The 12,785-nt window shown below is 72.5% G+C and carries 12 protein-coding genes and 2 tRNA genes; 4 read left to right on the top strand and 10 right to left on the bottom strand.

Translation table 11 applies throughout. The features are described 5' to 3' along the window. Positions 1-57: 57 nt before the first annotated feature. Positions 58-735: a 2-phospho-L-lactate guanylyltransferase gene (gene cofC, locus QWJ41_RS04285; RefSeq protein ID WP_302705922.1), complete on the top strand. Its 678-nt coding sequence runs from the start codon at positions 58-60 to the stop codon at positions 733-735. Positions 736-797: 62 nt separating this feature from the next. Here the strand turns inward: cofC and QWJ41_RS04280 are convergent, their stop codons facing one another. From QWJ41_RS04280 to leuC, 3 genes are all read right to left on the bottom strand, one after another. Beyond that, complete coding sequence (locus QWJ41_RS04280; RefSeq protein WP_302705921.1) at positions 798-1,604, bottom strand: HU family DNA-binding protein; 807 nt, start codon at positions 1,602-1,604, stop codon at positions 798-800. A 145-nt stretch (positions 1,605-1,749) separates the two neighbouring features. Then, a complete protein-coding gene (gene leuD, locus QWJ41_RS04275) occupies positions 1,750-2,355 on the bottom strand; it encodes a 3-isopropylmalate dehydratase small subunit (protein ID WP_302705920.1) in 606 nt (201 codons plus the stop codon). Positions 2,356-2,366: 11 nt separating this feature from the next. Next, positions 2,367-3,767: a 3-isopropylmalate dehydratase large subunit gene (gene leuC / locus QWJ41_RS04270; protein WP_302705919.1), complete on the bottom strand. Its 1,401-nt coding sequence runs from the start codon at positions 3,765-3,767 to the stop codon at positions 2,367-2,369. A 188-nt stretch (positions 3,768-3,955) separates the two neighbouring features. On the opposite strand from leuC, the gene QWJ41_RS04265 reads away from it, so the two are divergent. Beyond that, the gene (locus QWJ41_RS04265) at positions 3,956-4,681 is read left to right on the top strand and encodes an IclR family transcriptional regulator (protein ID WP_193667925.1); all 726 of its coding nucleotides are present in this window, start codon (positions 3,956-3,958) and stop codon (positions 4,679-4,681) included. Positions 4,682-4,718: 37 nt separating this feature from the next. On the opposite strand, the gene QWJ41_RS04260 is transcribed toward QWJ41_RS04265, so the two are convergent. After that, complete coding sequence (locus QWJ41_RS04260) at positions 4,719-5,198, bottom strand: methylated-DNA--[protein]-cysteine S-methyltransferase (protein ID WP_302705918.1); 480 nt, start codon at positions 5,196-5,198, stop codon at positions 4,719-4,721. A gap of 1 nt (position 5,199) precedes the next feature. Further along, entirely contained in the window at positions 5,200-6,708 is a 1,509-nt protein-coding gene (locus tag QWJ41_RS04255) for an AlkA N-terminal domain-containing protein (protein ID WP_302705917.1), read from the bottom strand. A 114-nt stretch (positions 6,709-6,822) separates the two neighbouring features. On the opposite strand from QWJ41_RS04255, the gene QWJ41_RS04250 reads away from it, so the two are divergent. Continuing rightward, positions 6,823-8,073: an LCP family protein gene (locus QWJ41_RS04250; protein ID WP_302705916.1), complete on the top strand. Its 1,251-nt coding sequence runs from the start codon at positions 6,823-6,825 to the stop codon at positions 8,071-8,073. A 146-nt stretch (positions 8,074-8,219) separates the two neighbouring features. Here QWJ41_RS04250 and QWJ41_RS04245 read toward each other — a convergent pair. The 5 genes from QWJ41_RS04245 to QWJ41_RS04225 form a co-directional block, all read right to left on the bottom strand. Further along, positions 8,220-8,295 (bottom strand) — tRNA-Glu (locus QWJ41_RS04245). A gap of 126 nt (positions 8,296-8,421) precedes the next feature. Further along, positions 8,422-8,493 (bottom strand) — tRNA-Gln (locus tag QWJ41_RS04240). A 52-nt stretch (positions 8,494-8,545) separates the two neighbouring features. Then, positions 8,546-9,505, bottom strand: a complete 960-nt coding sequence (locus QWJ41_RS04235) for a CPBP family intramembrane glutamic endopeptidase (RefSeq protein ID WP_302705915.1) — start codon at positions 9,503-9,505, stop codon at positions 8,546-8,548. A gap of 5 nt (positions 9,506-9,510) precedes the next feature. After that, positions 9,511-10,992 (bottom strand): glutamate--tRNA ligase, encoded by a 1,482-nt coding sequence (gltX, locus tag QWJ41_RS04230; RefSeq protein WP_302705914.1) that lies wholly within the window; start codon positions 10,990-10,992, stop codon positions 9,511-9,513. Next, entirely contained in the window at positions 10,989-11,798 is an 810-nt protein-coding gene (locus QWJ41_RS04225; RefSeq protein WP_302705913.1) for a fumarylacetoacetate hydrolase family protein, read from the bottom strand. Before QWJ41_RS04225 ends, gltX begins: the two co-directional genes overlap by 4 nt. A gap of 32 nt (positions 11,799-11,830) precedes the next feature. On the opposite strand from QWJ41_RS04225, the gene QWJ41_RS04220 reads away from it, so the two are divergent. After that, positions 11,831-12,712, top strand: coding sequence for a 3-methyladenine DNA glycosylase (locus QWJ41_RS04220; RefSeq protein WP_302705912.1), 882 nt, complete (start codon positions 11,831-11,833; stop codon positions 12,710-12,712). Positions 12,713-12,785: the final 73 nt, after the last annotated feature.

The following is a 12,785-nucleotide window of genomic DNA, read 5'->3' as shown; positions in this document are numbered from 1 at the left end:
AGGCTACTCGCAGCCGGCCCGAGCGGCGTGCAGCGACGCCTGCGAGGATGAGCCGCGATGAGCACGACGCCCGACCCTGTTCACCGTCCGTCCGCGCCGACGGACGGCTGGGTGGTGCTGGTGCCGGTCAAGCCGCCCGCGCGCGGCAAGTCGCGGCTGGTGGGTCTCGACGACGACACCCGTCGCGCGCTGGCGTCGGCCTTCGCGCTCGACACGGTGGCCGTCTGCCTGGCCACCCCGGGCGTGGCCCAGGTCCTGGTCGTCACCGACGACGCGGGGTTCGCCAGCTCCCTGCTGGCGCTGGGCGCCGCCTGCATCCCCGACGGCGACTCCGGCGACCTCAACGCCACGCTGCGCCAGGCCGCCGCCGAGGCCGAGCGCCGCTGGCCGACGCTGCGCCCGGTCGCGCTCTGCGCGGACCTGCCCACGCTGCGCCCCGACGACCTCGCGGACGGGCTCGTGGCGCTGGGCGTGGCCACCGGAGAGGCCGGCGCGTTCGTGCCCGACGCCGCCGGGGTCGGCACGACCGCCTACGCCGCGGCGTACGACCGCTTCGAGCCCCGGTACGGCGGCGCCTCGCGCAGGGCGCACCTCGACGCCGGCTGCTCCGAGGTGGCCCACGCCCCGGCCACGTTGCGCCGTGACGTCGACGACCTGGTCGACCTGCAGGCCGCCACCGCGCTCGGCCTGGGCCCGCGCACCGCGACGGTGGTCGCGGGCCTGGGCATGCTCTGACCCACCGGACGCGCACGGCGGGCCGCCCCCCGGAGGGGACGACCCGCCGCAGCGAGGCTGGATCAGGAGGACGAGGAACTGCTGCTGCTCGAGGTCTCCGAGCCGCTCGACGACGCCGTCTTCTTCGCGGGCGCCTTCTTGGCCGGTGCCTTCTTGGCAGCGGTCTTCTGCGCAGGTGCCTTCTTGGCGGGCGCCTGCTTGGCGGCGGTCTTCTTCGCAGGCGCCTTCTTGGCCGGCGCGCTCTTCGCCGCGGTCTTCTGCGCCGGGGCCTTCGTGGCCGACGTCTTCTTGGACGCGGTCTTCTTCGCAGGCGCCTTCTTCGCGGGCGCCTTCTTGGCAGCGGTCTTCTTGGCCGGCGCGCTCTTCGCAGCAGTCTTCTTCGCCGGCGCCTTGGTGGCCGGCGCCTTCTTCGCGGGCGCCTTCTTCGCGGGCGCGTTCTTCGCGGGGGCAGCCGTCTCGGCCTTCGGCGTCGCCACCTTGGTGGCGGGGGCCTTCTTGCCGGACGACTTCTTGCCCGTGGCCTTCTTGACCGTGTCGACGGCCATCACGGCCGGGGCGGTGGCAGCGGCGACGGTCATCGCGGGCAGCTTCTTGGCACCGGAGACCACGTTTTTGAGGTCGGCGCCGGGGGTGAACTTGGGCACGGCCGTCTTCTTGGCCTGGATCCGCTCACCGGTGCGCGGGTTGCGCACCCACCGCGCCTCGCGCACCCGCTTCTCGAACGACCCGAACCCGGTGATGGCGACCTTCTCGCCGCGCGACACCTCGCGCGTGATCGTGTCGAGGACCGACTCGAGCGCGTGGGCGGCCGCCTTCCTGTTCCCCTCGTACCGCGCTGCGAGCGCGTCGATGAGCTGAGACTTGTTCACTCCGCTTCCCCTTCGACCAGACCTCGGCAGCACGGCGCGCTGCCCGATGTTCCCTGCACGCTAGGGACTCGTGGCCCGGGCCACAACGACCACGCCGAGGATCGTGTCGACGTACGCCGCCGCCGCGGCGCCGATCAAGCGCGGGTCAGGCGCGGATCGTCAGCGGCTTCCAGCTCGGCCGGTCGGCCTCGAACGTGCTGATGTCGGCGTCGTGGCCCAGCGTGATGCCGATGTCGTCGAGCCCCTCGAGCAGGCGCCAGCGGGTGTAGTCGTCGATGTCGAAGGAGTCCTCGATGGCGTCCTCGCCCTCGCCGGCGCGCACCGTGCGCGACTCGAGGTCGACGGTGACCGCAGCCCCCGGGTCGGACTCGAGCAGGTCCCACAGCCGCTGGACGACCTTCTCGTCGACCTGGGCCGCGAGCAGCCCGGCCTTGCCGGAGTTGCCGCGGAAGATGTCGGCGAACCTCGAGGAGATCACGACCTTGAAGCCGTAGTTCTGCAGCGCCCAGACGGCGTGCTCGCGCGAGGAGCCGGTGCCGAAGTCGGGGCCGGCGACCAGCACCGAGCCCTGCGAGTAGACGGGGTGGTTGAGCACGAACTCGGGGTCGTTGCGCCAGGCGGCGAAGAGACCGTCCTCGAAGCCGGTGCGCGTGACGCGCTTGAGGTAGACGGCGGGGATGATCTGGTCGGTGTCGACGTTGCTGCGCCGCAGCGGGACGCCGATGCCGGTGTGGGTGGTGACCTTCTCCATGGTGGTGCCTCTCAGTCCAGGTCCGCGGGCGAGGACAGGGTGCCGCGCACCGCCGTGGCGGCGGCGACGGGGATCGAGACCAGGTGGGTGCGCCCGCCCTTGCCCTGGCGGCCCTCGAAGTTGCGGTTGGAGGTCGACGCGCTGCGCTCCCCCGGGGCGAGCGTGTCGGGGTTCATGCCCAGGCACATCGAGCAGCCCGCGCCACGCCACTCGGCGCCGGCCTCCTTGAAGACGACGTCGAGGCCCTCGTCCTCGGCCTGCAGGCGCACCCGCACCGAGCCGGGCACCACGAGCAGCCGGGTGTCGGGCGCGACGGTGCGGCCCTCGATGATCTCGGCGGCCAGGCGCAGGTCCTCGATGCGGCCGTTGGTGCAGGAGCCGATGAAGACCGTGTCGACGCTGACCTCGCGCATCGGGGTGCCGGCCACCAGGGCCATGTAGTCCAGCGCCTTCTGCGCCGCGACCCGGTCGGAGGCCTCCTCGAAGTCGTCGGGGTGCGGCACCGAGGCGCCCAGCGGGACGCCCTGGCCGGGGTTGGTGCCCCAGGTGACGAAGGGGGTCATCGTGGAGGCGTCCAGCACGATCTCGGCGTCGTACGTCGCGTCGTCGTCGGTGCGCAGGCTCGTCCAGTGCTCGACGGCGGCGTCCCAGTCGGCGCCGGTCGGCGCCTCGGGGCGGCCCTCGATGTAGTCGAAGGTGGTCTGGTCGGGCGCGATCAGCCCGGCCTTGGCGCCCCACTCGATGCTCATGTTGCACACCGTCATCCGCGACTCCATCGAGAGCTCCTCGATGGCCTGGCCGCGGTACTCCACGATGTAGCCCTGGCCGCCACCGGTGCCGGTGTGGGCGATCAGGTTCAGCACCATGTCCTTGGCGGTCACGCCGTCGGGCAGGCTGCCGTTGATGGTCACCGCCATCGTCTTGGGGCGGGCCTGCATCAGCGTCTGGGTGGCCAGCACGTGCTCGACCTCGGAGGTGCCGATGCCGAAGGCGATCGCACCGAAGGCGCCGTGGGTGCTGGTGTGGCTGTCGCCGCAGACGATGGTCATGCCGGGCTGGGTCAGGCCCAGCTGCGGGCCGACCACGTGCACGATGCCCTGGTCGAGGTCGCCGAGGGGGTGCAGCCGCACCCCGAACTCCTCGGCGTTGCGACGCAGCGTCTCGACCTGGGTCCGCGAGACCGGGTCGGCGATCGGCTTGTCCCAGTCGAGGGTCGGGACGTTGTGGTCCTCGGTGGCCAGGGTCAGGTCCGGACGGCGCACCCGGCGCCCGGCCAGGCGCAGGCCGTCGAAGGCCTGCGGCGAGGTCACCTCGTGCAGGAGGTGGAGGTCGATGTAGAGCAGGTCGGGCTCTCCCGCGGTCGAGCGGACGACGTGCTCGTCCCAGACCTTCTCCGACAGGGTCCTGCCCATGACGCGCTCCTTCTTACGGTTCGTGGACGACGTTGAACAGGGACCGAGCCTATGTCGCCGATCCCAGTTCGTGAGACACGGGTCCCGGAATGCGAGACCGAGGATCCTGAGCGCGCTCCATGCCGAGCGTGGATGAGAGCCCGGTCACAGGACTTGCATCCCATGATTTGAGACGCGAGTATTGGCATATGGACAGCAGTGGAGTGGGAGTGCTCGACAAGGCCGCGATCGTGCTGACCGCGCTCGAGGCCGGCCCGGCGACCCTGGCCGGGCTCGTGACCGCGACCGGGCTGGCGCGCCCCACGGCGCACCGCCTGGCGGTCGCGCTGGAGCACCACCGCCTGGTGGCCCGCGACATGCAGGGTCGCTTCGTGCTCGGCCCCCGGCTCTCCGAGCTCTCCGCGGCCGCCGGCGAGGACCGCCTGCTGGCCACCGCCGGCCCGGTGCTGGCGCGCCTGCGCGACATCACCGGCGAGTCCGCCCAGCTGTGGCGCCGCCAGGGCGAGCACCGGGTGTGCGTCGCCGCCGCCGAGCGTCCCTCGGGCCTGCGCGACACCATCCCCGTCGGCTCGCAGCTGACCATGCGTGCCGGCTCGGCCGCCCAGGTCCTGCTGGCCTGGGACGACCCCGAGCGGATGCACCGCGGCCTGCAAAACGCCGCCTTCTCGGCCGCCGCCCTCTCCGGCATCCGGCGCCGTGGCTGGGCCCAGTCGGTCGGCGAGCGCGAGCAGGGCGTGGCCTCGGTCTCGGCCCCCGTCCGCTCCCCCAGCGGCAAGATCATCGCCGCAGTCTCGGTCTCCGGTCCCCTCGAGCGGCTCTCGCGCCAGCCCGGGCGGATGCACGCCCCGGCGGTGCTGGCCGCCGCGGAGCGGCTCTCGGAGTCGCTGCGCCGCGCCGCCGCCGAGAGCGCCTAGACCCGAGCGCCGGGCCCAGGACAGGCCCAGGACCGACCTAGAACAACCCGTCCTGCTCGATGCCGAGCAGCACCTGCTTGCGCTCCAGCCCGCCGGCATACCCGGTGAGCGTGCCGTTGGCCCCGATCACCCGGTGGCACGGGATCACCACCGGGATCGGGTTGCGCCCGTTGGCCAGGCCGACCGCCCGCGAGGCGGCGTGGGTCATGCCCAGCGCCCGCGCCACCTCGCCGTACGACGCGGTCTCGCCGTAGCCGATGGTGCGCAGCTGGGCCCAGACCCGCTGCTGGAAGTCGCTGCCCACCGGCGCCAGCGGCAGGTCGAAGTCGCGCAGCTCGCCGTTGAAGTACGCCGCCAGCTGGCGCGCGGCCTCGACCAGCACCGGGTGGTCGTCGCCCCGCTCGCCCGGGTCGGGTGCACCGGCCTCGGGGTAGGGCGAGAACTCCACCGCCGACAGCGCGCCGTCGCGCTCGACGAGGCGCAGCGGCCCGATCGGGCTCTCGGTCTCGGTCCACATCTCAGTCGTCCTCCGGGTCTGCTCGGGGCGGGGCGGGCATCAGGGTCTGCCACAGGTGCATCAGTGCGTAGGAGCGCCACGGGCTCCACTCCGGCGCGCGGGCGATCTCGGTCACGGGGTCGTGGCCCAGCCGGGTCAGCGCGGTCCGCACCCCCAGGTCGGTGGGCAGGAACACGTCGGGGTGGCCCAGGGCGCGCATCGCGACGTAGTCGGCGGTCCACGGCCCGATGCCGGGCAGCGCCACCATCGCGGCCCGTACGTCGTCGCGCTCGGGGCCCCGGTCGAGCGCGAGGTCGCCGGCGGCGAGCGCGGCGCTCAGCGCGACCAGCGCGCGGCCGCGTGCCCGCGGCATCGGGAGCGTCTCGGGATCGACCTCGGCGAGCGTCGCGGCATCGGGGAAGAGGTGCGTCAGGCCCGGCTGCCCCGTCTCGACCCGGCGGCCGTGGGCCGCCACGATCCGTCCGCCCACGGTGCGGGCGCCGGTGACGGAGACCTGCTGCCCGATCACGGTGCGCACGGCCGTCTCGTCGCCGTCGACCTGGCCGGGCAGCCGCAGCCCCGGCACGCGGTGCACCAGTGCCCCGAGCACCGGGTCGGCGCCCAGGTGCTCGGCGACCGGCAACGGGTCGCAGTCGGCGTCGACCAGGCGGCGTACGCGCTCGACGGCCGCGGTGGTGTCGCGCAGGTCGGTGAGCTGGAAGTGCGCCGCCACCATCGCGACCCCGCCGGCCGGAACCTCGTCGAGCGCCGGGTCGAGGTCGACGCGCACGGTGCCCGGCCCGTGCGGCAGGTCGAGGGTGCGGGCGTACCAGCCCGGTCCGGCCGTCTCGACGCCCGGGACGAGGTGGTAGGCCAGGAAGCCGAGCAGCGCCTGGCCGGCGAACGGCGTGCGCACCGCGAGCCGCAGCGAGATGCCACCGGCGCTCGGCGCTCCCCCGCTGCCGCGCCCGCGCAGCTGTCCGGGGGTCTGGGCGTAGACCTCGCGGATCGTGTCGTTGAACTGCCGCACGCTGGCGAAGCCGGCTGCGAAGGCCACGTCGGCCAGCGGCAGGTCGGTGGTCTCGATCAGCACCCGGGCGGTCTGGGCGCGCCGCGCGCGGGCCAGGGCCAGCGGCCCCGCCCCCAGCTCGGCCGTCAGCAGCCGGGTCAGGTGCCGCGGGCTGTAGCCCAACCGGCGCGCCAGCCCGTCGACGCCCTCGCGGTCGACGACCCCGTCGGCGACCAGGCGCATGGCCCGGCCCGCGGCACCGGCCGCGACGTCCCAGTCGGGGCTGCCGGGGGTCGCGTCGGGCAGGCAGCGCTTGCAGGCCCGGAAGCCGGCCCCCTGGGCCGCGGCGGCGCTGGGGTGGAAGGTGACGTTGCGCGCCGCCGGCGTGCGCGCGGGGCAGGAGGGCCGGCAGTAGATGCCGGTCGTGCGGACCGCGGTCCAGAAGACCCCGTCGAAGCGGCGGTCGCGGGCCTTGACCGCGGCGTAGCACGAGTCCGCGTCGAGTCCCTCCAGGCCGGCCATGGGCCCATCCTCCCCCACGGCACCCACCACGCACTGGCGGGAATCGGACGGCACCTGGAACCGGTCACGGCCAGGGTGTCGCGCAGATCACCACGGGTCGGGGAGAATCACCGGGTGGACGACGACCAGGACCTCAGCACCGACCGGCCTGCGCCGCGTCCCGGGCGCCGCCGGCGGGAGAGCGCGGAGCGTCGCCACCGCCGCACCGTGTGGCGGGTGGTCCTGATCAGCCAGCTGTGCCTGGCGCTGCTCACCGCCGGCACCGTGGCCGTGGCCTACGACCGGCTCGACTCCGGCCTCGAGGTCCAGGACATCGAGGACCAGCTGATGAACCGTCCCGAGAAGAAGGAGGTCGAGGGGCCGGAGGAGCCGCTCAACATCCTGGTGCTCGGCACCGACGACCGGGGCTGCGAGGGCTGCGCCATCGACGGCGAGTCGGGCGGCGGCGGCTCCGACACGACGCTGCTCATCCACGTCTCGGCCGACCGCAAGGACGCGTACGGCGTCTCGCTGCCGCGCGACGCGCTGGTCGACCGTCCCGACTGCATGGCCGAGGACGGCACCGTGATCCCGGGCGAGGACCTGGCGATGTTCAACACCGCCTTCGCCGAGGGCGGCGCGGCCTGCACCGTGCAGACCCTGGAGCAGCTGACCGGGGTGCTGATCGACCACTACGTGACCGTCGACTTCAACGGCTTCGTCGACATGGTCGACGCCGTGGGCGGCGTGGAGGTCTGCCTGCCCAAGGAGGTCGCCGACCCCAAGACCAAGATCTACCTCGACGCGGGCACCCAGGTGCTCGACGGCGAGGACGCGCTGAAGTACGTGCGCGAGCGCTCGGTGCTCTCGGCGAACTCCGACATCGGCCGGATGAAGCGCCAGCAGGCGTTCATCGCCTCGATGGTCAACAAGGTCGTCTCGGCGGGCACCCTGACCCGTCCCGACCGCGTCTACGGCTTCCTCAAGGCCGCCACTGGGTCGCTGACCCTCGACGCCGACCTCGACAGCCTCAGCCGGCTGGCCGACCTCGCGCTGCAGTTCCGCGAGACGGGGCTCAGCGACATCAAGTTCATCAGCGTGCCGTTCGAGGCCTACGAGCCCGACCCCAACCGGCTGGTGTGGACCGACGAGGCCGACAAGCTCTGGACCCGCATCAAGCGCGACAAGCCGCTCAGCCCGACGCTGAGGGAGGGCGCGATCAACGCCGCCGACCCGGTGGGCGGCGACGACAAGGACCCCTCGGCCTCGCCCGGCGACGCCTCCGGCGGGCCCGACGACGAGCCCAGCGCGAGCGCGGAGCCCGACGACGACGCCCCGACCGAGGAGGAGCGGGCGGAGGCGCTCGCCAACGGCCTCTGCGCCTGACCCGGCCCAGATATCGCTCCGACCCGGCGCGAACTTCTCGAGTCCGAGAAGTTCGGGCCGGGTCGTTGCGATATTAGGGCCGGGTCGGCGAAACGCAGCAGGCCCCAGCCCGAGGGGCTGGGGCCTGCTGGGTGGTGCTTCCTGCGTGGTACCCCCGACCGGATTCGAACCGGCGCTACCGCCTTGAGAGGGCGGCGTGCTAGGCCGCTACACAACGGGGGCGTGGCAGTCGGATCGGCCTCGCGACCTCTCCGGAGCAACCTGCGGAACACTAGCCGGAGCTGGCTTTCCGCACAAAATCGCGGGGCTCCGAAGGTTCTCGGGGCTCCGCGACAGAGTCGCTGCTCGCTGGGATACTAGGACTCGAACCTAGAATAACTGGACCAGAACCAGTCGTGTTGCCAATTACACCATATCCCACTGGGGGGTTCTCAGGGCCGCCTCTCGGCGCCCCTCAGGACCGGTGGAAACCTTACACGCGGCTCTGCCGAGCAGCCAAAACGGCCACCTCACCGGCCCTCGCCGAGGTCGCGATCCCCCGCTTCCGCGCCCACCACATGACCACGCCGAGGTAGACCAGGCTCTGGGTCAGCGTGACCGGAAGGCTCCACCAAGTGCCGCCGGTGGGGTTCAGGGCCGTGGTCATGTCGCTGAAGGCCAGGGCGATGCTGAAGGCCAGGAAGTTGTTGAGCACGTGCATCGCGATGGCGGCCTCGAGGCCGCCCGTCAGCACCACCAGGATGCCGGCGACCAGGCCGAAGGCCAGGCGGTCCACGAAGATCGGCGGGTCCTGCGGGCCGTGCAGCAGCGCGAAGAGCACGGCGGGCACGACCACGGCGACCACGATCGCCACCCGGGCGTTCGCGAACAGCCCACCGAAGGCCTGGGTCAGGTAGCCGCGGAAGGCGTACTCCTCCCCCGCCGCCTGCAGGGGCGTGAGCAGCAGCACCACGAGCAGGAAGTCGCGGGTGGTGCTGGTGAACTCGTTGAGGCTGCCGTCGACCGCGACGCTGTCCTGGGCGGGCACCACCGCGGAGACGACCAGGGTCGCCACCAGGGCCAGGAACGACAGCCCGAAGCAGGTCAGCATCCAGCGCCAGCGCAGCCGCCGGGCCACCGACGACAGCCACCCCGGCCGTACGCCGTGGACCAGCCACACGATGCCCAGCGCGACCGGGATGGTCACCGCCCAGCCGAGGTTGACCAGCGCCAGGAACGACGGCGCCACCTCCCCCACGCCGCTGACCCGGTCGAAGGCGGCGCCGGGGGTGAGCCCGCCCAGCACCAGCGACAGGGTCAGGACCAGCGCGATCAGCGTCTGCAGGACGAGGAAGAGCACGCCCAGGGCGGCGACGCCCAGGGGGATCCACCACCCTCGGCGCGGCGCCGCCCGCAGCAGCCGGTGGTAGGCCAGCCGTTCCTCGACGTGCACGGCCCTCAGCCCAGCGCGCCGCGCAGCCGCGACAGCGACCGGTCGCGCCCGAGCAGCTCCATCGACTCGAAGAGCGGCGGGCTGACCCGGCGACCCGAGATCGCCACCCGCACCGGCCCGAAGGCGTTGCGCGGCTTGAGCCCCATCTCCTCGACCAGCTTCGCCTGCAGGGCGTCCTGGATGGCCGCGGTCGACCACTGCTCGAGCCCCTCGACGGCCTCGAGGGCCGCGCGCACGACGCCCAGCCCGTCCGCGGTCAGCAGCTTGGCGGCGTCGTCGGGGTCGATGGTGAAGTCGGCCTCGTCGACGAAGAGGAAGCCCAGCATCGCCGGGGCCTCGGTGAGCTTGTTGATGCGCTCGGCGACCAGCGGCATCGCCAGCTCCAGCAGCTGCGCGTCGGCGTCGCCGACCGGGTCGCCGACCACGCCTGCGTCCTTGAGGAACGGCAGCACCCGGTGGGTGATCTCCTCGACCGACAGCCGCCGCATCTGCGAGGTGTTGATGGCGTCGGCCTTCTTGAGGTCGAAGCGCGCGGGGTTGGGGTTGACGTCCTTGATGTCGAACGCCTCGACCATCTCCTCGAGGCTGAAGACGTCGCGGTCGGCGGCGATCGCCCAGCCCAGCAGGGCCAGGTAGTTCATCAGCCCCTCGGGGATGAATCCCTGGTCGCGATAGGCCAGCGCGTGCGCCTGCGGGTCGCGCTTGGAGAGCTTCTTGTTGCCCTCGCCCATCACGTAGGGCAGGTGCCCGTAGGCCGGGGTCTCCTCGGCGACACCGATCGCCTTGAGCGCCTCGAAGAGCGCGATCTGGCGCGGGGTGGAGGAGAGCAGGTCCTCGCCGCGCAGCACGTGGGTGATGTGCATCGTGGCGTCGTCGACCGGCGCGGTGAGCGTGTAGAGCGGGTCGCCGTTGGCGCGGCACAGCGCGAAGTCGGGCACGTGGGTGGTGTCGAACGTGACGTCGCCGCGCACCAGGTCGTCCCAGGTGATCGAGCCCTCGGGCATCCGGAAGCGCACCAGCGGGGCGCGGCCCTCGGCCTCGAAGGCGGCGCGCTGCTCGGCGGAGAGGTCGCGGCAGAAGCCGTCGTAGCCCATCACCTTCGAGCCCGAGGCCTTGCGGCGCGCGTCGACCTCCTCGTTGGTGCAGAAGCACTCGTAGGTGTGCGAGGAGGCGGCCAGCTTGGCGAGCACGTCGCGGTAGAGGTCGCCGCGCTCGGACTGGCGGTAGGGGCCGTAGGGCCCGCCCTTCTCGACGCCCTCGTCCCAGTCGAGCCCGATCCAGCGGAACAGGTCGAGGATGGCCTGGTAGGACTCCTCGGTCGAGCGCTCCTTGTCGGTGTCCTCGATGCGCAGCACGAAGGTGGCGTCCTGGCCCTGCAGCGCCGCGTGGCGGGCGAAGGCGAAGTTGAACAGCGCGGTGCGGACCAGCCCGACGTGCGGGGAGCCGGTCGGGGAGGGGGCCATGCGGACGCGGACGGGGGTGCTCATCGGGTTGCCACCTTGTTCGTGAGGGTGCCGAGGCCGTCGATCGAGACCTCGACCTCGTCACCGACCTCCATCGGACCGACACCCTCGGGGGTGCCGGTGAGGATGACGTCGCCCGGGAGCAGCGTCATGGTGCTGGAGACGTGCGCGACCAGCGCGGGGATGTCGAAGACCATGTCGGCGGTCGAGCCGTCCTGGACGACCTCGCCGTTGAGGAAGGTCTGCACGCGCACGCCGTCCTTGAAGGTCTGCGGGTCGAGGTCGGTCTCGATCCACGGCCCGAGCGGGCAGAAGGAGTCGAAGCCCTTGGCGCGGGTGAAGTGGCCGTCGCGGCGCTGGAGGTCGCGGGCGGTCACGTCGTTGGCGATCGTGTAGCCGTGGATGACGTCGGTGGCCTTCTCGGCCGGCACGTCGCGGCAGATCCGCCCGATGACCACCGCGAGCTCGCCCTCGTAGTGCAGGTCCTGGGTCTGCGGCGGGTAGAAGACCGGGTCGCCGGGCCCGACCACGCTGGTGTTGGGCTTGAGGAACATCAGCGGCTCGGTGGGCACGTCGTTGCCCATCTCGGCGGCGTGGGCGGCGTAGTTGCGCCCGATGCCGACCACCTTGCTGCGCGGCAGCACCGGGGCCAGCAGCCGCGCGTCGGGCAGCCGGAACTGCTGGTCGAGCAGCTTGACGCCGACGTACAACGGGTCGCCGGCCAGGGCCACGACCACGCTGTCCTCGCTCGGTTGCCCGAGCTCGTCGATCTCGCCTGTGACCACGCCGTAGAGCGGGTCCTCGCCGGTGGTGAATCTCGCGATGCGCACGCCCCGACCCTAGCGACCTACGGTTGGTGCCCGTGGAGGTGCTCGAGCGCGAGGAGTGGCAGGCGCGGGCCGCGTCACACGCGGCCCGGGTCGACGCCTACGTGACCCCGCACCTGGAGCGTCGCGAGGCCCGGGTCAAGCACCCGGTGCACGACTTCCTCTTCACCTACTACTCCCAGCGCCCGGCCCAGCTGCGCCGCTGGCACCCGGGCATCGGCACCGCGCTCGCCGACGCGCCGGAGCACGCGGGCCTCAGGGGCTACGCCGAGCGCGACGGGCTCGTGTCGGTCACCGCCGAGCACGTCGAGCGGCAGCGCCCGCTGCTGGAGGCCACCCGCCGCCTGCTGCGCGCCACGGCCGCGCGCCCGGCCCAGCTGGGCTGCTTCGGCCTGCACGAGTGGGCGATGGTCTACCGGCTCGCCGACGACGAGACGCGGCACGCCGACTGGCCGCTGCGCCTGGGCAACGAGGGCACCGACGCCGTGGTCGAGTCGCACCGCATCGCCTGCAGCCACTTCGACGCCTTCCGGTTCTTCACCGAGCCGGCCCGCCCGCTCAACACCCTCTCCCCCGCCGTCGACGACCGCGCCGACTTCGAGCAGCCGGGCTGCCTGCACGCGGGCATGGACCTCTACAAGACATCATACAGGCTCCTCCCGATGGTCTCGTCAGATCTCGTGGCTGACGCCTTCGCACTCGCATGGGACATCCGCATCCTCGATATGCGCGCTGCTCCCTACGACTTCACCGGCATCCACATGGACCAGACAGGCGAGGAGTGGACGCCTGTCAGGATCGAGACCGCCGAGGGCAAGCGCGAGTACGCGGAGGCTCAGCAGGCGTTCGCAGCGCGAGGAGCGCCGATCCGTCAGCGACTGATCGAATGGTGCGACCACTTGCTCGCAGGCGACTAGGCACCGCAGCAGGCAACCGGGGGGATCTCGCCATCCACTCACGAGGACGGCGGACGGCCCGAGGTAGCCTCTC

This window comes from Nocardioides cremeus, from assembly GCF_030518195.1.
Classification (GTDB): domain Bacteria; phylum Actinomycetota; class Actinomycetes; order Propionibacteriales; family Nocardioidaceae; genus Nocardioides; species Nocardioides cremeus.
Note: the sequence above shows the minus strand (reverse complement) of the source record. Positions and strands in the feature narration are given on the sequence as shown.

Bases quoted from the DNA above. Each gene is read 5' to 3' on its own strand.
- cofC (WP_302705922.1), top strand. From the start codon at position 58: ATGAGCACGACGCCCGACCCTGTTCACCGTCCGTCCGCGCCGACGGAC.
- leuD (WP_302705920.1), bottom strand. From the start codon at position 2,355: ATGGAGAAGGTCACCACCCACACCGGCATCGGCGTCCCGCTGCGGCGC.
- leuC (WP_302705919.1), bottom strand. From the start codon at position 3,767: ATGGGCAGGACCCTGTCGGAGAAGGTCTGGGACGAGCACGTCGTCCGC.
- QWJ41_RS04265 (WP_193667925.1), top strand. From the start codon at position 3,956: ATGGACAGCAGTGGAGTGGGAGTGCTCGACAAGGCCGCGATCGTGCTG.
- QWJ41_RS04260 (WP_302705918.1), bottom strand. From the start codon at position 5,198: ATGTGGACCGAGACCGAGAGCCCGATCGGGCCGCTGCGCCTCGTCGAG.
- QWJ41_RS04255 (WP_302705917.1), bottom strand. From the start codon at position 6,708: ATGGCCGGCCTGGAGGGACTCGACGCGGACTCGTGCTACGCCGCGGTC.
- gltX (WP_302705914.1), bottom strand. From the start codon at position 10,992: ATGAGCACCCCCGTCCGCGTCCGCATGGCCCCCTCCCCGACCGGCTCC.